Source organism: Hymenobacter bucti (genome assembly GCF_042681145.1).
Classification (GTDB): domain Bacteria; phylum Bacteroidota; class Bacteroidia; order Cytophagales; family Hymenobacteraceae; genus Hymenobacter; species Hymenobacter bucti.
Genome location: NZ_JBHUFD010000005.1, coordinates 981,338 through 998,512 on the forward strand (window position 1 = coordinate 981,338; position 17,175 = coordinate 998,512).

Sequence of the window (17,175 nt, forward strand, 5' to 3'; positions counted from 1 at the left end):
AAAGAGCCCGCACTACAAAGTAGTCGGGCTCTTTTTATGAGTGAATACAAACTATAGCAAAGCTAATTCTTTGCTATACAACTATTTAGCTTGACCAGCTTTGTAGTGCACGGCCGGCAGCGCCCGCAGGCGCTCGGCGGCCTGCTCGGCCGTGATGTCGCGCTGGGCATTAGCCAGCAGTTCGTAGCCCACCATGAATTTCTTGACCGTAGCCGAGCGCAGCAGTGGTGGCAGGAAGTGCATGTGCAGGTGCCACTCGGGGTAGTCCTGGCCATCGGTGGGCCGCTGATGGAAGCCGGCCGAATACGGGAAGCTGGTTTCGAACAGGTTATCGTACTTGATGGTGAGTTGCTGGAGGATGTCGGCCAGCCCGTCGCGCTCCTGGTCATTGAGCTGGGTGAGGTCTTGCACGGCGCGGCGCGGCAGCACCAGCGTCTCGAAGGGCCACACCGCCCAGAAGGGCACCAGGGCCACCCAGGTATCGTTTTCGACCACGAAGCGGGTCTTGGTTTTCTCCTCGATGGCGAGGTAGTCGCTAAGCAGCGTGCGGCTGTTCTTGTCGAAGTACGCTTTTTGGGTGCGGCCTTCGCGGGCGGGCAGGTCGGGCACGGTGCGCTCGCTCCAGATTTGGCCGTGCGGGTGCGGGTTGGAAGCGCCCATCGCCTGGCCTTTGTTCTCGAAAATCTGGACGTAGTTGATGTTCGGGTCGGCCCCTAGGGTGCTAAATTCCTCGGTCCAGGTATCGACTACTTTGCGGATTTCGGAGATGGGTAGCTCGGGCAGCGTCAGGTCGTGGCGCGGCGAGAAGCAGATGACGCGGCAGTGGCCGGTTTCGGCCTCGGCGCGCAGCAGGCCGCCTTCTTCGTAGGTACCGGTTTCGCCTTCGGGCAGCAGCGCCGCAAAGTCGTTGTCAAACACGTACTGGTGGTCGTACTTGGGGTTGACGATGCCGCTGGTGCGGGTGTTGCCGGCGCACAGGTAACAGGTGGGGTCGTAGGCGGGCGGCGCGGCGGTGGCCGTTTTTTCCTGCGCACCCTGCCAGGGGCGCTTGGCGCGGTGCGGCGATACGAGCACCCACTCATCGAGGAGCGGGTTGTGGCGGCGGTGAGGTTGCTCCGTGAAGTCGAACATGGCGGATGGGGTATAATGGAACGCAGTCTACTAACGTAAGCGCCCTTTTACTGGCCAAAACTACGGAAGCGGCTTTTATCCTTGTAGCAGACCGGCGATGAGCAGCACAAACGCGACTACTAGTGAGCCTGGCAGTAAAATGTTTACTAGCGCCCGTGCTATGCTAAAACCCTGTATTAGTGCAACGCCTTTGAGGAGAATTGCTATGGACCAGCTCCCCAGCGCAATTTTTGCTATAAAGAGCACAGGCAGCACACTACTCAGTAGCAGAGGATATGCTAGACGCAGCGCCTGAAACGAATCGTCTTCGAGAAAGACTAAGGCTGGCCACAGTAATAGCAGCCCAGCAATGACCGGCACCTGCGCCCACGCCAGCACTGTCCTGAATTTGTTGCTATCATCTATCCCCCCGAGCCACCGCCCCACGATAGTTAGCCCCCAGGCATATATCGAGCTAGTTATCCAGCCAGATATACTCCCCATCACTACGGCCAGGAGGAGTATTGTCCCGACGTTCATCTTATCATTTCGCTGCTGACTAATGGCGCGCTCCACGGCCCGCGCTATGCCACCCAGAAAAAACAGGATGGAGACGTAATCATCCGGATATTTTGCCAAAATGAAGGCTAGCGTAGCCTGCGGCCGACGCCAGATACTAGCTAATAAGCTGCGCTTAGTAATACCTCGATTATCATCAGAGTAGGGCAATACCTTGTGCATAACAGCTTCGGGATTAGGCCACGAAGGTAGGCTGTCGGTACCTACCTAGGCCACCCGGCTCCTCACGTTGCTTACCCCTCCTCCACCACCGCGAACACCAGCGCCAGCGGCTCAAAGCACTGCAGGAGCTGGTCGATAAAGCCGGGGTTGTTGAGCAACACGCTCAGCACGTTGTCAGTCCGCTCCTGCAAGCCACCGTCAGGGAAGAGCTTGTCTTTGAGCGCGGTTAGCTGCGAATAGGCGGTTTCGTGTTTGGCTTCGGAGGCTTTGGCGAGGCGCTTTTCGAGGCCGGCGAGGCTGCCGGCGGCTTTCTGGGCTTCGGCAGCTACGGCTTTTACCAGGGTTGGGTCGAGGCGCTGGGCCAGGTCCTGCACCTGCTGGTAGGCGGCGGCCAAGGCTTCTCGCTGAGCAGCCAAGGTCACTTCCTCCTGGCCAAGCTGGGCGCCGACCTGCTTTTTTAGCTCCCCTAGGGGCTTGAAAATATCTAGGGTACCCAGGCCCAGCTTGCGCAGCTTGCCCGCGTTGGCGCGGCTCAGGTACATGGCCGAGTTACGGGGCAGCACGATGGGATAGGTCACGCCCAGCTGCTCAAACACGCCTTTCAGCTGGAACCAGTACGCTACTTCGGCCCCGCCGCCGATGTAAGCGAGGTTGGGCAGCAGGATTTCCTGGTACACCGGGCGCAGCACCACGTTAGGGCTGAAGCGCTCGGGCTCACTGTCGGCCAGGGCCAGCAGCTCGGCTTGCGAGTGGCAGCGGCTGGTGCCGCGCACGGTTACTTGGGTGCAGTCGGCGCCGGGCGTGGCGTCAGGCTCCAGGCGCTCGCGTTTGCCGTCGTCGGTGAGGAAGAACAGGTTGAGCGGGCGCGAATACACCTGCGGCTTGTAGCCGGCCGCCGATAGCTCGGCGTTGGTGGCCTGCACCGCTTGGTTGGACAGCTGGCCCTGAATTTCCTGCTTCAGCAGCGGTTTCAGCGCCTGTTTGAGGGACGGGCGGTCGGCATCGAGGCAGACCAGGCCATACTCGCCAAACAGGCTGGTGGCTAGCCGGCGCGTGGCCTCGCTGAGCGTGGCACTGCTGCCGTAAGCGTCTTTGAAGGCGGCCGGCACCTCGGGCGGCAGCTGGTTCAGGATTTCGTCGGCCAGGCCATCGAGCGGCAGGCGGCCCACCGGGCCACCTAGGCGGCCTTCGCTCGGCCCGGCCCAGCTCAGCGTTTTGCCAAAGAGCTGGAAGTGATTGATTTCGGCAAAGTCGTGGTCCTCCGTAGCCAGCCAATACACCGGCACGAAGTCGTGCTGCGGATACTCGGCCTTGAGCTGCTGACTAAGCTTGATAGCCGTAACTATCTTATAAACAAAGTACAGGGGCCCCGTAAACAGGTTAAGCTGGTGCCCGGTCGTGATGGTAAAGGTCGTATCCTTCGCCAGCAACTCCAGGTTGGCGGCCACGGCGGGCGGCACCGCGCCGCCCAGCTCAGCGTACTGGGCGCCTAGGTCGGCCACCAGCCGCTGCCGCGCTTCGGGCGAGTAGGCGGCTTTCTTTTCTTCTATCTGCGCCTGGAAAGCGGTCAGCTCAGGCCGGCGGTGGTAGAAAGGAGCTAGGGCCGGCGAGCCGGCGATATAGTCAGTGAGCAGGCCCGAAAACGCGCCGGTGGCGGCGTAGGGCAGGGTAATACAGTCGGCAGCAGCCATGAGCGCGAAGGGAAAAGGAGGCGCGGAATTCAGCCAAGAACCCCGCGCGGCCCGAAAAGTTAGTAACGCGAACTTTCCAGTCCGCGGGCGAGCGTAGCGAGCACCGGCGCTAGCGAACGTTTGCTACCGTAGCTGCTCGCTGCGCTCGCTAGCGGACTGGAAAATTCGCGTTACGCGCCCCAAAACCGCATTTCCAGCGAGATGCGCGTTTCGTCTTCGTTTAAATTCACCGCCCCGCCGTGCAGCAAATAGGGCGAAAACAGCAGCACCTCCCTAAGTTCCGGGTTGGGCCGAATAACATCGAGCGGCTCGGCGCTGCCCAGCACGCCCGGCACCGTGAAGCGCACGCCGTTGCTGACGGCGCCGCCCGCGGTGCGCAGCGTGCGGTTTTCGGGCCAGTGGTGCGAGCCCGGCACCAGCGTCAGCGCCGATTGCGCCGTGCTACCCGCCACGGGCACGTAGATATTCAGGCAGTTATGGTAGTCGGGCAGCCACACATCGCGGTGCATCGGGTTGTTGTCAGCTTTGCCCGGCCGCACAATCCGCAGGTGGAAAAACCGCTCATTGTCCCAAGGATTGAGCGCTCGCACGGGCCGGCCGCACAGCTCGCCCACGCGCTGCTCGAGCCGCGCGGCGGGCAATGGTAAAAACTCGGCCTGCTGGTACTCTTTGGTGCGATTGACCACAGCCAGGTGCAGGTCGCGGTCGTCGCCCACCACGCGGTGGTAGTGCGCCACGTCGAAGTCGGCGGGCACCGGGCGGCCCGCGGCACCTAGGGCCTGGCGCACCAATTGGGCGAGGCCTTCGCGTAGGGCAGCTTGCTCGGCGGCGGGTAGGAAATCGGCCACGGTGTAGCCCTGGGCGGCCCAGGCGGTGCCGGCCGTCAGGTCGTCATCAGAGGCCAGCAGCACGCGGCCATCGGTGAGGCCGACCTCACCCTGCACGTCGTAGGTAACGTTTTGTTGATTAATGCGAACCTGCATAGCTATTCGGTTTGGTCGTCATGCAGAGTGCAGCGAAGCATCTCGCGTGGCGCAGTATATACTTTGAGTACTGCGCCACGCGAGATGCTTCGCTGCACTCTGCATGACAAACGCAAAGATTTTTAGCGCACGACCTCGCCGTACAAATCGAAGTCTGACGCGCCGGTGATGTGCACATTGGCGAAGCTGCCTTGCGGGATGTGCAGGTCATTCGTAGCCAGCACCAGTACCTCATTATCAACCTCGGGCGAGTCGAACTCGGTGCGGCCCACGTAATAGCCGCCTTCGAGCCGGTCGAAGAGCACTTTGTACGTTTGGCCTACGCGCGACTCGTTGTAATCCAGCGATATCTGCTGCTGAATTTCCATGATGCGGTCGGCGCGCTCCTGCTTTACCTCAGCTGGCACGTCGTCGATGAGGGTGTGCGAGTGCGTGTTTTCCTCGTGCGAATAGGTGAAGATGCCCAGGCGCTCAAACTTCGACTCCTGCACAAATTCGCACAACTCCTCGAAGTCTTCCTCCGTCTCGCCGGGGTGGCCGGCGATGAGCGTGGTACGCAGCGCGATGCCTGGCACGCGGTCGCGGATGTCGCGCACCAGTTCCTTAGTACGGCGACCCGTGATGCCCCGACGCATGGTTTTCAGCATGTTATCCGAAATATGCTGCAACGGCATGTCGAGGTAGCGGCAGACATTGTCGCGCTCGCGCATCACGTCCAGCGCCGCCAGCGGAAACTGCGAGGGGTAGGCGTATTGCAAGCGCAGCCACTCCACGCCGGCCACGTCAGAGAGGCGCTCTAGCAGCTCGGGCAGCTTGCGTTCGCCGTAGGCTTGCAGGCCGTAGTAGGTTAGGTCTTGGGCAATGAGAATCAGCTCTTTGGTGCCCATGCTCACGAGGCGCTTGGCCTCGGTTACGAGGTCTTCCATGGAGCGGTCTACGTGCTTGCCGCGCATCAGCGGAATGGCGCAGAACGAGCACGGGCGGTTGCAGCCCTCCGCAATTTTGAAGTAGGCGTAGTGCTTGGGCGTGGTGAGCAGGCGCTCGCCCACCAGCTCTTTTTTGTAGTCGGCCTCCAGCACTTTCAGCATCTGGGGCAGCTCTAGGGTGCCGAAAAACGCATCGACCTGCGGAATCTCGACCTCCAGCTCATCTTTGTAACGCTGCGAGAGGCAGCCTGTTACGTAGAGCTTTTCGAGCTTGCCGGCTTCCTTCTCGTCGGCGTAGCGCAGAATGGTGTCGATACTTTCCTGCTTGGCATTGTCGATAAAGCCACAGGTATTGATAATGACGATGTTAGCATCCGACTTCTTGGCCTCGTGCGTTACCAGAAAGTCGTTGGCCTTGAGCTGGCCCATGAGCACCTCGCTATCAACAAGGTTCTTGGAGCAACCTAGGGTGATAACGTTGACTTTGTTTTGTTTAATCGTTCTAACTTTCACAACCGCAGATTTAACTGATTTAACGGATTTCGCGGATACGCCCGCCTGCGGCGGGCGTATCCGCGAATAGTAGGGTATAGTTTTTCTTGGCTTCTGGCTCTGGCTTAGCGCACTAGGCTTGAAGCGAAGCGGAAGATGGGCAACACGCTTGGGGCGGCAAGGGGTTCCGCGGCTGACCTAGGCTGGTTAATTCGCGGGCGGCTAGAGCGCTTCGAACTGGCGCAAGAAGCGCACGTCGTTCTCCGTGAAGAGGCGCAAATCTTTAATCTGGTACTTAAGCATGGTGATGCGCTCGATGCCCATGCCCCAGGCGTAGCCGGTGTATTTCTCCGAGTTGATACCGCAGTTTTCGAGCACGTTGGGGTCTACCATGCCGCTGCCGCCGATTTCGACCCAGCCGCTGCCTTTGCAGATGTTGCAGCCCGCGCCCTTGCAGATGAGGCAGGTGATGTCAATCTCGGCGCTGGGCTCGGTGAAGGGGAAGTAGCTGGGTCGGAACCGGATGTTAATGTCCTCGCCAAACATCTCGCGCACGAAGTAGTAAATCGTCTGCTTGAGGTCGGCAAAACTCACGTTCTCATCAATATACAAGCCCTCAATCTGGTGAAAGAGCATGTGCGCCCGCGCCGAAATGGCCTCGTTACGGTACACCCGGCCGGGCATGACGCGGCGGATGGGCAGCGGCTCGTTTTCCATCACGCGCACCTGCACGGTGCTGGTGTGGGTGCGCAGCAGGTGCGGCTGGGCTACCTCGGCGCCGGGCGCGGGCTCCACAAAAAACGTGTCCTGCATATCCCGTGCCGGGTGGTTTTCGGGAAAGTTGAGGGCCGTGAAGTTGTGCCAATCGTCTTCAATCTCTGGGCCTTCAGCCACCGCGAAGCCGATGCGGGCGAAGATGCGCAGCATCTGCTCGCGCACCAGCATCAACGGGTGGCGGGTACCTAGGGCGTTGGGCACCGGGGGCAGCGTGTAGTCGAAGCCTGCATCGGCGGGCTGGTTGGCGGTGGCTTCTTCGAGCGCGGCCTGGGCCTCGTCGAAGCGGGCCTGGGCCTGCTGCTTGAGGCCATTGAGCTGCTGGCCCACGGCGCGCTTCTCCTCGTTAGGCACGGTTTTGAGCTGGTCGAAGAGGTCGGCCAGGCGGCCTTTGCGGCCGAGGTAGAAAAGGCGAAACTGGTCGAGGGCGGCGGCGCTGCTCACATCGGCGGCGGCCACCTCGGCGGCGAGGGCCGAAATAGATTCCTGCATGATACTCGCAAAGGTACGGCGGCCCGCGCCGGGCCCGGAAGCAGTCGGCGGCAATACCAAACTATCCGTATAAGTCGTTGGCTCAAAATTGGCACTGCCTTTGCAAAAGCCTACTCAGTCTCCCCTACCTCCTCTCTTTTTCTCTTCATTATGGTACGCCAACTGCTCCTCCCTTTGCTCGGCCTGGCTTTGCTCACCGCCGAAACCGCCGCGGCCCAGTCGCAGCCCGCTAGCGCGGCTTCGCCAGCTTCGGCCGCCAAAACGGCCCGCACCACGCCCCGCGCTGGCCGCACCCTCACGGCCCGCGAGCGCCGCCAGGCCGAGGCTGCTGCCAAAGCCGCCGCCAAAAGCCCGGTAGTAGCCATGGCCACCGCGCCCGAGCAAAGCAACTGGAGCGGCTGGAGCAACGATGCCGTGAACCTGCCCGATGATGGCTCGCTCTACCACCCCCACACCAACATCTCGGTAGCGCCCGGCATGCCCCTCAACCAAGTGAGCCACGGCGTAACCACCGACTACGATGGCCGCCCGCTGCGCCGCCCCACTACTACTTCGTCGGGCACCACGCTGCCCACGCCTCGCTAGCGGCCCTAGGTGCCATAGTCACGTTTTTCTGCCACCAGCGGCTGCGGCCACGGAAGTAGCCTTCCGTGGCCGTTTTGCGTAAGTGCGGGAGCTAAGCGGCTGGTTGAGCTGGCTTGGCTCCACGCTTATTTCCTTTAGTTTATGCTTCGTTCTTTTTGTTTGGCGCTGCTAGGCCTAGGCCTACTTGCTACCTCGGCCACCGCCCAAACCACGCCTACCAAGGCGAAGACGGCGGCCGCCCGCCCCAGCACCAAGGCCGCTGTTACCCGCCGCACCAACCGGCTAAACGATGCCGCCGAAAGCGACAAAGGCCAGTCGGGCTACGCTGCTCCCGGCGAGCCCATCACCAGCCCCAGCCACAACGGCAAGAATACCCCGCCCTACGACGGCCCCGCCGCCGCCGCTCCCAAAGGCACCACGCTGGCCGCACCCAAGTAAGTGGCTTTAATCCATCAAAAAGCCTCCCAACCCACTGCCAAGCGGCAAGTGAGTTGGGAGGCTTTCTGGTTACTAAATCAATCCGCTACACCGCGGCAGCTTCGGCGTCTTCCTCTACCGAAACGGCCTCGGCCTCCGCCGCGCGATAATAGAGCGTGCTGCAATTTTCGGGGCGCAGCACCCGCTCGGCGGCCCGGCGAATGTCGGCGGGCGTCACGGCCTGCAGGGCGGCGGGCTCCTCGTTCACAAAGTTGGCATTGCCCAGCAGCTTGCCGATGGCCAGGGCCAGGGCGCGGTTCAGCAGCTCAATCTCGCCGAAGACTAGCCCGGTTTCGGCCTGGTTTTTTACTTTGTCGAGCTCGGCGGCGGGCACGTCGGCTTGCAGCAGCTCGGCCACGGCAGCTTCCACGGCGCGGTCGGCGGCTTCGAGCGTCACGCCGGTGTTGAGCTTGCCGCTGACCACGAGCAGGCCGGGGTCGAGGGCGCCCGTGAGCGAGGCCGAAACGTTATTAAACAGCGCCTGCTCCTTCACCAGCTTTTGGTGCAGGCGCGAGCTTTTGCCCCGCCCTAGGAGGTCGGCCAGCAGGTCCACGGCGTGGTAGCCGGGGTCGAGGCGGGCGGGCATGTGGTAAGCCTTGTAGAGGGCCGACAGCGGCACGGCGGCCGTGGTTTCGATATGGCGAGCCTCCGTTTGCACGGGCTCCTGGGGCAGCTGGCGCTCGTAGCGCGGACCACCTTCGATGGGGCCAAACCACTTCTCGGCCAGGCGCTTCACTTCGTCGAATGCCACAGCCCCGGCCACTACCAGCACGGCATTCTGGGGGGCGTAGTGCTTGCGGAAGAAGGCGCGCACGTCATCCATTTCGGCTTCTTCGATGTGGCTGATTTCCTTGCCAATAGTATTCCACTGGTAAGGGTGCGTGCTGTAGGCCAGCGGCTTAAGCTTCAGCCACACGTCGCCGTAGGGCTGGTTGAGGTAGTTCTGCTTAAACTCTTCTACTACTACTTTACGCTGCACATCAAGGCCGTTTTGCGAAAAAGCCAGGTCGAACATGCGGTCACTTTCGAGCCAAAAGCCGGTTTCGATGTTGGCGGCCGGCAGCGAGAGGTAGTAGTTGGTGATGTCCTGCGAGGTGAAGGCGTTGTTTTCGCCCCCTACCTTTTGCAGCGGCTCGTCGTAGTTGGGCACGTTCACCGACCCGCTAAACATCAGGTGCTCAAATAAGTGCGCAAATCCCGTGCGGCCGGGGTGCTCATCGCGCGAGCCCACATCGTAGAGCACGTTGAGCACGGCCAGCGGCGTCGTAAAATCTTCGTGCACCAGACAACGCAGGCCGTTGCCTAGGGTAAATTCTTGGTAGTGTATCATTTAAAGAATAATGGAGGGCGTGTTGGAAGGTGCCTAGGGCGGCGGGAGCAACAACTACTAAAAGACAATAACAGTGCCTGTTGCTTGCTGGTTGCGCGCGGGCGGCTACTTGGGCCGCCCATGCGCGGCCCGAACTTACTGCACGCTCCCCAAACCTAGCGGCCCTCGGTGCAAGGAAAATGCAGCCGCTACCTTCGCGCCGGCCAATTGGCCCGCCTCCTCCCATGACTGCTGCCCCCGCCACCCTCACCTTCGACCGCCGCGACTACTCCAACGACGTGCTCAAGCAGCTCTACCGCGAGCTGCTGCGCCCGCGCCTCATCGAGGATAAAATGCTGATTTTGCTGCGCCAGGGCAGGGTGAGCAAGTGGTTCTCGGGCATCGGGCAGGAGGCCGTGTCGGTAGGTAGTACGCTGGCGCTCAACGCCGATGAGTACATCTTGCCGCTGCACCGCAACCTAGGCGTCTTCACGAGCCGGCAGGTGCCCCTAGAGCAGCTGTTTGCGCAGTGGCAGGGCAAAAAAACGGGCTTCACCAAGGGCCGCGACCGCAGCTTTCACTTCGGCAGCCACGCCCACCACATCGTGGGCATGATTTCGCACCTAGGGCCGCAGCTGGCCGTGGCCGACGGCATTGCCCTAGCCGACCTGCTCGACAAAGCGCCCCGCGTGACGCTCACCTACTCAGGCGACGGCGGGGCCAGTGAGGGCGATTTTCACGAAGCCCTCAACGTGGCCGCCGTGTGGCAACTGCCGGTTATTTTTCTAATCGAAAATAACGGTTACGGCCTGAGCACGCCCAGCAACGAGCAGTTTCGGGCTAAGTCCTTCATCGACAAGGGACCCGCCTACGGCATCGAGGCCGTGCAGGTCGATGGCAACAACGTGCTGGAGGTGTACCACCTCATCAAAACGCTGGCCGAGGACCTGCGCCAGCGCCCGCGCCCGGTGCTGGTCGAGGCGCTCACCTTCCGGATGCGCGGCCACGAAGAAGCCAGCGGCACCAAATACGTGCCCGCCGAGCTGCTGCAGGAGTGGGCCCAGAAAGACCCCGTCGAGACCTACGAAAAGTGGCTGCTGGCCGAGGGCATCGTGAGCGAAACGGCCCGCATGCAAATCCGCGAGAGCATCAAGCAGGAAATAGAATACGCCCTGCAAGAAGCCGACGCCGCCCCGCTGCCCCTGCCCGACCCCGCCGAGGAGCTAGCCGACATGTACGCACCGGTTTCAATTAACAATGAGCAATTAACAATTAACAGCAGCCAGGAGGCGAATAACGAACAACAAGAAGCGAGTAACGAGCCGCGCGAAGTCCGCTTTATAGACGCTATTTCGGACGGGCTGCGGCAGAGCATGGAGCGCTACCCCGAGCTAGTGCTCATGGGCCAGGACATTGCCGAGTACGGCGGGGTGTTTAAGATTACCGAGGGCTTTGTGCAGCAGTTTGGCAAGGAGCGCGTGCGCAACACGCCGCTCTGCGAGTCGGCCATTGTGGGGGCGGGCCTCGGGCTGAGTATCCGGGGCAAGAAGGCGATGGTCGAGATGCAGTTTGCCGACTTCGTGACCTGCGGCTTTAATCAGATAGTCAACAACTTGGCCAAGAGCTACTACCGCTGGGGCCAGCAGGCCGACGTAGTGGTGCGCATGCCCACCGGCGCGGGCTCGGCCGCCGGCCCCTTCCACTCGCAGAGCACCGAGGCGTGGTTTACCCACGTGCCGGGCCTGAAAGTGGTGTACCCCAGCAACCCCCACGATGCTAAAGGCCTGCTCTGCGCCGCCTTCGAAGACCCCAACCCGGTGCTGTTTTTTGAGCACAAGCTGCTGTACCGCGGCCTGAGCGGGCCGGTGCCGGCCGCGTACTACACCACGCCCATCGGGCAGGCCGCGCTAGTCACGGAAGGCCACGAGCTGAGCGTCATTACCTACGGCCTTGGGGTGCACTGGGCTAAGGCCGCCTGCGATGAGCTCGGCATCATGGCCGATATTCTGGACCTGCGCACGCTGCTGCCCTGGGACACCGAGGCCGTGGCTCGCACCACCCGCAAAACCGGCCGCGTGCTCATCCTGCACGAAGACACGCTCACGGGCGGCCTAGGTGGCGAAATAGCGGCCTGGCTGGCCGAGCACTGCTTCAGCAGCCTCGATGCGCCGGTGCGCCGCGTAGCCTCGCTCGATACGGCGGTGCCGTTTGCCCCAATACTGGAGGCCAGCTTCTTGCCGCAGCAGCGGCTGCGCGAGCAACTGCGGGCGCTGCGAGCGTATTAAGTTATTAGTGGTTAGTGAGTAGTGTTTAGTGGTGAATAGCTGAATCGGTTGATAACTAAACACTACTCTTTAACCGCTAATCACTAAAAAGCGCCGACTTTCGTACCTTCCGGTTCACGCATTTTTTTGCTTCTGTGAAATCGTTTCTACGCTCGTTCTTACCGCTCTTGCTGGGCCTACTGGCCAGCTGCTCGATGTACGATAAAGTTTTCCACCCGCGCCGCCTGCCCACGCCCGACATGACGGCCGAGGCCAAGGCCAAGCACCGCGCGGCCGAAAAGGCCCGCCACAAAGGCCAGGTCCTCAAGACGGAGGAAATAACAACCAATGCCACCGACGCCAACGCGGCGGGCGGCGCCAAGGGCAAGGCCGACAACAAGCTGACGTACAGCGAGCTACCCGAGGGCACCCGGGTAAAGTACGACAAGGAGCTGCTGCTCAAAAAGCCCAAGCTCAAGCGCCGCCAGTACCACCACTACGACACCCGGCCCCTGAAGCACCGCGACGCCAGCCGTGAAAACCGCCGCCTGCGCAAGCACTCCAAAGGCCAGGGCCACCCCGAGGATGCCAAGGACGAGAAAATGCCCCTGGCCCCGCCCACCGACGCTAGCCCCACCGACGAGCCCACACCTAGGGCCAAAGAAACCAAGGCAAAAGAGCCGAAAGTGGAAGAGCCAAAGCAGCCAAAAGTGAAGGAGCCCAAGGTCAAAAAGGAAAAAGAGCCGAAGGAACAGAAAACCAAAAAGGCCCCGCTTCCGAAGCCCGACCCCACGCAGGAGCGCCCCGGCTACTAAGCTCATTCCCACCTGTGCTACTCATGTTTATTCACCTCGCATTTGCCGTCCTGCTGGCTTCTCCGGCCCAAACGACGCCCAGCAGCCCGGCCCAGCAGCGTGCCGCTGCCCGCCAGGCGCTGCGCGAAGCCCGCGCCACTGACGCGCCTTACCAAGACAGCCACCTGGCTGGGGCGCACCGCCCGCTCGAGCGCGGCGAGTCGGCCCCGGTACCGGCCGCTACCGACGAGCCCCGCTTCGACCGCAACGGCAAGCCGCGCGTAACCGAACCCAAATACCCCGGCTTGCGGTTACGTAAGCCTAACAACAACCTTCCCCGCTAACAGCTCCTTTTATGGCTACTTCCTGGCTCCCCCTCACGCAGCCCGACCAGCTGACTGACATCGTACGCGAATCGCACGAGCACCCGGTTATTATTTTCAAGCACAGCACTACCTGCTCCATCAGCGCCACGGCCAAGGCCAAGCTCGAGCGCCAGTGGCCCGATGCCGCCCTGCCAGAGGGAACCCCGCTTTACTACCTCGATTTGCTACGCTTCCGCCCCATTTCGGCCCAGATTGCGCAGGAATTTGGCGTGCAGCACGAGTCGCCCCAGCTGCTGCTTATCCAGGATGGCAAATGCACTTACCACGCCTCGCACATGGGCATTCGCCTCGCCGACGTGGCCGAAGAGGTAAAATAAAAAGTAGCTTGGACTCTGCGAGTCCGAGCGCTCGCGTAGCGAGCATCCACGATAGGTAAGCTTTTCAACGTAAACCTAGGCGCGGGAGGCTCGCTGTGCGAGCGCTCGGACTCGCAGAGTCTAAGCTACTTATTCATACACAAACCGGATTTCCTGCCGGATTTCCGGGTGCAGGCTCAGCGCCACTGGGCAGGTGTGGGCTACGCGCTCCAGTAGGGTGCGGTCACTTTCGCTGAGGCTGGCGGGCAGCTGCAGGTCCACGTTGAGCTGCGCGATGCGCCGGGGCGCGTCTTGGCTCATCGTCTTTTTGACTTGCACGGTGCTGCCTTTCAATTCTATGTCGTGGCGCTCGGCCACGATGGCCATGGTGGTCAGAATGCAGGTACCTAGGGCCGTGCCGACCAGGTCGGTGGGCGAAAACGCCTCGCCCCGGCCGTGGTTGTCTACGGGGGCGTCGGTTTGAATAATGGTGCCCGAGGCCACGTGCGTAGCCTCGGTGCGGAGCTGCCCTTCGTAGCGGGCGGTAGCGGTAGGAGCGGTCATCATACTGCGAAGCTACCTACCCGCCGCCAACCGCCCGGGAAGTCGCTTTTCTTCTTTTGCTGCTTTCAGCTGCTGTCTACCCCAACTGTGCTATTTTTGACCTACTTATGAAGCAATTTCTGACCATTGGGGTATTCGCAGGCCTTGGGGTACTGGCCGCGGCGCCCGCCTGGGCGCAAGCCGGGGCGGCGTCCACGCCGGCGCCCCAGGCCGTGCTAACGGTCGTGCCCTCGGCCGCCCCGTCCGAGGAGCAGTCATACCGCCGCGAAACGGTTTTTGGCGTCAATTTCAACACCCAGGGCGGGCTGATTGGGGGCGTCAATGTGCGCTCGGCCAAGGTTATGAACGAGAACACGCTCTGGTTTTGGAGCCTGGAGGGCGTGTTTTTCAAGAACCCCAAGGAGGAAAGCGTCATCAGCGACTTTGGCGGCACCTTCACGGCCTACAAAACCAACTACGCCTTTGCCCTGCGGCCATCCATCGGCATTCAGCGCATCCTGTTTCATAAGGCTGCCGAGGCCGGGGTGCAGGTCAACGGCCTACTGAGCGCGGGGCCTTCCCTAGGGTTGCTCATGCCCTACTACATCAGCTACGACTATACCTACGCCCAAACGGGCCGGCCCAGCGCCAACGATGTCATTACCAATGAGCAGTACGACCCCGGCAAGCACACCGCACCGCAGGCCATCGTAGACCGGGCGCCCTTCTTTGCGGGCATCGGTAGTACCAAGGTGGTGCCGGGCGTGCACCTGCGCGGTGGCCTTAGCTTCGAGTATGGCCGCTACCGCGATGCCGTGGCCGGCGCCGAAGTGGGCTTTGTAGTAGAGCTTTATACCAAGCGCCTGATTACCCTGGACTCCTCCACGCCCGCGGCGCCTGTATCGCCAGATGTGCTGAACAAGCAGTTCTTCCCGTCGGTTTACCTCACGCTGTACCTAGGGCACCGCAGCTAGCCCTATCTAGGGTCTACCCCGCACTATGCGCCATATCAGCACCGAGCCCGGGCACTTTGCCTGGGCTTTGTTGTTAACTTTACACTATGGATACTATGCTGCTTTCGCTTCCCATTATTCAGCCTCAGCCCGAACCCGTGGCGCCGGCCCGCGCCCGCAAGCCCGACTGGCTGCGCGTGAAGCTGCCCATCGGGCCCGACTACGCCGCCGTGCGCAAGCTGGTGGATGAGCACAAGCTGCATACCATCTGCGAATCAGGCAACTGCCCCAACATGGGCGAGTGCTGGGGCGCGGGCACGGCCACTTTTATGATACTCGGCAACGTCTGCACGCGCTCGTGCTCGTTTTGCGCCGTGGCCACCGGCCGGCCCTCGGAGCTTGACCTCGACGAGCCCCGCCGCGTGGCCGAGGCCATCAGCCTGATGAAGGTGAAGCACGCCGTGCTCACGAGCGTAAACCGCGACGAGCTCAAGGACCGCGGCGCCAGCGTGTGGCGCGACACGGTGGTGTTTACCAAAGAGCTAAGTCCCGAAACGACCATCGAAACGCTGATACCCGACGTGAAAGCCAACTGGGCGGCGCTCGATGTCATGATTTCGGGTGGCCAGGAGGTGATTTCGCACAACATGGAAACCGTAGGCAGCCTCTACCGCCTCGTGCGCCCGCAGGGCAAGTACGACCGCAGCCTCGAGCAAATCCGCCGCACCAAGCTGCAAGGGCACCGCACCAAGTCAGGCATCATGCTGGGCCTCGGCGAAAAGCAGGACGAAGTGCACCAGGCCATGGACGACCTTGTGGCCAACGGCCTCGACATTCTGACCCTAGGGCAGTACCTCCAACCCACCAAGCGCCACCTCGAAGTAGCCGAGTTTATTCACCCCGACACCTTCGCCCGCTACAAGGAAGAAGGCCTGCGCCGCGGCCTCAAGTACGTGGAAAGCGGCCCGCTAGTGCGTTCTTCGTACCACGCCGAGCGCCACGTAAACGTGCCGATATAATAGTTTTAAGATTGGCTATCATAATGGCAACGAGGCTTATAAATTAAGCAAAACAGTGTTGTGGCATCTCTTATCTTCGCCCCCACCGGCCGTATTAGTCGCTGGCCTTATTTCTCGCGCGTTCTAGCATTATACTTACTGACATTTGCTTGCTATAGCCTGCCTGCTTTAGCCGAATACCAGTTTGGTGATACAGCTTCGGTCTGGAAGAACCTATCGCTTGCAGGGTTGATAATCTGCTTTTACTTGATTTTTCTGCAAAGTGTAAAGCGACTTCACGACCTCGATATGCGAGCTTGGTGGCTGCTGGTTTTGTTGCTACCCGTGGCCAGCTTGGTCGTGGGCGCTGGTATGCAATTCGTTGCTGGCACGGCTGGTCCCAATCGGTTTGGCCCTTCACCTCGCCAATCAGCTGTACTCTATTCAGCCATCACCTAGAAAAAGAAAGGCCTCGCCAAAATTGGCGAGGCCTTTCTTTTTAACTACAAGTAAGTTAGCGAGTAGCTTGGCGGCGACGGTCGTCGGTGGGCGGGTAGTTGCCGAGCACGCTATTCACGATGCGGTAGGTTTCTTCTTCCGTAATCGTGTTTTTGTCGAGCTGGGCCTGGCCCGTGCCGCGCCACGCTAGTTCCTTGCGCTTGGCATCGACAATGTCGATGATGACAGTGCCGGCTTTGTAGTTGTACGAGCCACCGTAGGGATAGCCGTAACCACCGTAGCCGCCGTAGCCGTAGCCATAAGGGTATCCGTAGCCGAAGGGGCTGCCGCCCACGCGCTGCTGTTGGTTTTCGATGCGCACGCTGTAGGCCACAAACACATCGGGAGTAGCGTTACTCGCCACTTCGGTTAGGCCTTTAACGCCTAGGTCCTTGGTTACGGCGTCGCGGATGCGCTGGTCAGTGAAGGACTCGTAGCCCTTGGCGGGGCCGCCTTCGGTATCATTGGTTTGCTTGGGGTACCAGGCCCACGTTTTGTAGGCGCGGAAGTTGACGGCGTGGTCAAAATCGCTGGTCGAGGCCACGTTGGCCGTGGAGCAGGCAACTACCCCAAAGGTGAGCGCCAGGCCCGTGACCGCCAAGGCGACCGGGCGGGCCAGTAAACGAGTGATGCGGTTCATAAGGCTATAAATTAAAGAGATAATCCTGCGGTGCGGAGGTATTGGCTTAACGCTAGGTACCTAGGCAATGTTCCAAAAAAAGTAGGCAAGCCGACTAGTTTGCTTAGCTACTCGACTAAACCGCAACACGCCAGGCCGAGTGCTTTCGCGGGCTCGGTCTGGCGTGTCTTAGATGGTGGCTAGCCGCGTGGGTTTAACGCGGGGCAGGCAGCCATATTGTTGC

The 17,175-nt window shown here is 61.1% G+C and carries 18 protein-coding genes; 9 read left to right on the forward strand and 9 right to left on the reverse strand.

Annotation, left to right across the window (positions count from 1 at the left end):
* Positions 1-81 precede the first annotated feature (81 nt).
* The 6 genes from ACFSDX_RS16265 to pheS all read right to left on the reverse strand — a co-directional run bounded on the left by ACFSDX_RS16265 (position 82) and on the right by pheS (position 7,209).
* Positions 82-1,131: a UDP-glucose--hexose-1-phosphate uridylyltransferase gene (locus tag ACFSDX_RS16265; protein WP_382315383.1), complete on the reverse strand. Its 1,050-nt coding sequence runs from the start codon at positions 1,129-1,131 to the stop codon at positions 82-84.
* Between the two features lie 75 nt (positions 1,132-1,206).
* Entirely contained in the window at positions 1,207-1,851 is a 645-nt protein-coding gene (locus tag ACFSDX_RS16270; protein WP_382315384.1) for a YIP1 family protein, read from the reverse strand.
* 71 nt (positions 1,852-1,922) lie between these two features.
* A complete protein-coding gene (bshC, locus tag ACFSDX_RS16275; RefSeq protein WP_382315386.1) occupies positions 1,923-3,542 on the reverse strand; it encodes a bacillithiol biosynthesis cysteine-adding enzyme BshC in 1,620 nt (539 codons plus the stop codon).
* Positions 3,543-3,712: 170 nt separating this feature from the next.
* A complete protein-coding gene (locus tag ACFSDX_RS16280; RefSeq protein ID WP_382315388.1) occupies positions 3,713-4,525 on the reverse strand; it encodes a phytanoyl-CoA dioxygenase family protein in 813 nt (270 codons plus the stop codon).
* A 122-nt stretch (positions 4,526-4,647) separates the two neighbouring features.
* The gene (gene rimO, locus ACFSDX_RS16285; RefSeq protein WP_382315390.1) at positions 4,648-5,964 is read right to left on the reverse strand and encodes a 30S ribosomal protein S12 methylthiotransferase RimO; all 1,317 of its coding nucleotides are present in this window, start codon (positions 5,962-5,964) and stop codon (positions 4,648-4,650) included.
* Between the two features lie 201 nt (positions 5,965-6,165).
* Positions 6,166-7,209 (reverse strand): phenylalanine--tRNA ligase subunit alpha, encoded by a 1,044-nt coding sequence (gene pheS, locus ACFSDX_RS16290; protein WP_382315392.1) that lies wholly within the window; start codon positions 7,207-7,209, stop codon positions 6,166-6,168.
* A 150-nt stretch (positions 7,210-7,359) separates the two neighbouring features.
* Here pheS and ACFSDX_RS16295 point away from each other — a divergent pair, with 150 nt between their 5' ends.
* Together ACFSDX_RS16295 and ACFSDX_RS16300 are read left to right on the forward strand one after the other, a co-directional pair.
* The gene (locus ACFSDX_RS16295; protein ID WP_382315394.1) at positions 7,360-7,794 is read left to right on the forward strand and encodes a hypothetical protein; all 435 of its coding nucleotides are present in this window, start codon (positions 7,360-7,362) and stop codon (positions 7,792-7,794) included.
* A gap of 141 nt (positions 7,795-7,935) precedes the next feature.
* Complete coding sequence (locus tag ACFSDX_RS16300; protein WP_382315396.1) at positions 7,936-8,232, forward strand: hypothetical protein; 297 nt, start codon at positions 7,936-7,938, stop codon at positions 8,230-8,232.
* An 85-nt stretch (positions 8,233-8,317) separates the two neighbouring features.
* Here the strand turns inward: ACFSDX_RS16300 and ACFSDX_RS16305 are convergent, their stop codons facing one another.
* Complete coding sequence (locus ACFSDX_RS16305; protein ID WP_382315398.1) at positions 8,318-9,601, reverse strand: M16 family metallopeptidase; 1,284 nt, start codon at positions 9,599-9,601, stop codon at positions 8,318-8,320.
* A gap of 224 nt (positions 9,602-9,825) precedes the next feature.
* Here ACFSDX_RS16305 and ACFSDX_RS16310 point away from each other — a divergent pair, with 224 nt between their 5' ends.
* From ACFSDX_RS16310 to ytxJ, 4 genes are all read left to right on the forward strand, one after another.
* Complete coding sequence (locus ACFSDX_RS16310) at positions 9,826-11,865, forward strand: alpha-ketoacid dehydrogenase subunit alpha/beta (protein ID WP_382315400.1); 2,040 nt, start codon at positions 9,826-9,828, stop codon at positions 11,863-11,865.
* 134 nt (positions 11,866-11,999) lie between these two features.
* Positions 12,000-12,659, forward strand: coding sequence for a hypothetical protein (locus tag ACFSDX_RS16315; protein ID WP_382315402.1), 660 nt, complete (start codon positions 12,000-12,002; stop codon positions 12,657-12,659).
* A gap of 23 nt (positions 12,660-12,682) precedes the next feature.
* A complete protein-coding gene (locus ACFSDX_RS16320) occupies positions 12,683-12,982 on the forward strand; it encodes a hypothetical protein (RefSeq protein WP_382315404.1) in 300 nt (99 codons plus the stop codon).
* Between the two features lie 11 nt (positions 12,983-12,993).
* Entirely contained in the window at positions 12,994-13,341 is a 348-nt protein-coding gene (gene ytxJ, locus ACFSDX_RS16325) for a bacillithiol system redox-active protein YtxJ (protein ID WP_382315406.1), read from the forward strand.
* A 129-nt stretch (positions 13,342-13,470) separates the two neighbouring features.
* On the opposite strand, the gene ACFSDX_RS16330 is transcribed toward ytxJ, so the two are convergent.
* Complete coding sequence (locus ACFSDX_RS16330) at positions 13,471-13,887, reverse strand: OsmC family protein (RefSeq protein WP_382315408.1); 417 nt, start codon at positions 13,885-13,887, stop codon at positions 13,471-13,473.
* Positions 13,888-13,991: 104 nt separating this feature from the next.
* Between ACFSDX_RS16330 and ACFSDX_RS16335 the strand changes: the two genes are divergently transcribed.
* From ACFSDX_RS16335 to ACFSDX_RS16345, 3 genes are all read left to right on the forward strand, one after another.
* Positions 13,992-14,837: a hypothetical protein gene (locus tag ACFSDX_RS16335; protein WP_382315410.1), complete on the forward strand. Its 846-nt coding sequence runs from the start codon at positions 13,992-13,994 to the stop codon at positions 14,835-14,837.
* A gap of 98 nt (positions 14,838-14,935) precedes the next feature.
* A complete protein-coding gene (gene lipA / locus ACFSDX_RS16340) occupies positions 14,936-15,835 on the forward strand; it encodes a lipoyl synthase (RefSeq protein ID WP_382315481.1) in 900 nt (299 codons plus the stop codon).
* 60 nt (positions 15,836-15,895) lie between these two features.
* Positions 15,896-16,273: a DUF805 domain-containing protein gene (locus ACFSDX_RS16345; protein WP_382315412.1), complete on the forward strand. Its 378-nt coding sequence runs from the start codon at positions 15,896-15,898 to the stop codon at positions 16,271-16,273.
* Between the two features lie 55 nt (positions 16,274-16,328).
* Here the strand turns inward: ACFSDX_RS16345 and ACFSDX_RS16350 are convergent, their stop codons facing one another.
* Positions 16,329-16,952, reverse strand: coding sequence for a DUF4136 domain-containing protein (locus tag ACFSDX_RS16350; RefSeq protein WP_382315414.1), 624 nt, complete (start codon positions 16,950-16,952; stop codon positions 16,329-16,331).
* Positions 16,953-17,175 lie beyond the last annotated feature (223 nt).

Bases quoted from the DNA above. Each gene is read 5' to 3' on its own strand.
- ACFSDX_RS16265 (WP_382315383.1), bottom strand. From the start codon at position 1,131: ATGTTCGACTTCACGGAGCAACCTCACCGCCGCCACAACCCGCTCCTC.
- ACFSDX_RS16310 (WP_382315400.1), top strand. From the start codon at position 9,826: ATGACTGCTGCCCCCGCCACCCTCACCTTCGACCGCCGCGACTACTCC.
- ACFSDX_RS16280 (WP_382315388.1), bottom strand. From the start codon at position 4,525: ATGCAGGTTCGCATTAATCAACAAAACGTTACCTACGACGTGCAGGGT.
- pheS (WP_382315392.1), bottom strand. From the start codon at position 7,209: ATGCAGGAATCTATTTCGGCCCTCGCCGCCGAGGTGGCCGCCGCCGAT.
- ACFSDX_RS16300 (WP_382315396.1), top strand. From the start codon at position 7,936: ATGCTTCGTTCTTTTTGTTTGGCGCTGCTAGGCCTAGGCCTACTTGCT.
- ACFSDX_RS16330 (WP_382315408.1), bottom strand. From the start codon at position 13,887: ATGATGACCGCTCCTACCGCTACCGCCCGCTACGAAGGGCAGCTCCGC.
- ACFSDX_RS16350 (WP_382315414.1), bottom strand. From the start codon at position 16,952: ATGAACCGCATCACTCGTTTACTGGCCCGCCCGGTCGCCTTGGCGGTC.
- ACFSDX_RS16305 (WP_382315398.1), bottom strand. From the start codon at position 9,601: ATGATACACTACCAAGAATTTACCCTAGGCAACGGCCTGCGTTGTCTG.
- ACFSDX_RS16320 (WP_382315404.1), top strand. From the start codon at position 12,683: ATGTTTATTCACCTCGCATTTGCCGTCCTGCTGGCTTCTCCGGCCCAA.
- ACFSDX_RS16270 (WP_382315384.1), bottom strand. From the start codon at position 1,851: ATGCACAAGGTATTGCCCTACTCTGATGATAATCGAGGTATTACTAAG.
- ACFSDX_RS16335 (WP_382315410.1), top strand. From the start codon at position 13,992: ATGAAGCAATTTCTGACCATTGGGGTATTCGCAGGCCTTGGGGTACTG.
- ACFSDX_RS16295 (WP_382315394.1), top strand. From the start codon at position 7,360: ATGGTACGCCAACTGCTCCTCCCTTTGCTCGGCCTGGCTTTGCTCACC.
- ytxJ (WP_382315406.1), top strand. From the start codon at position 12,994: ATGGCTACTTCCTGGCTCCCCCTCACGCAGCCCGACCAGCTGACTGAC.
- bshC (WP_382315386.1), bottom strand. From the start codon at position 3,542: ATGGCTGCTGCCGACTGTATTACCCTGCCCTACGCCGCCACCGGCGCG.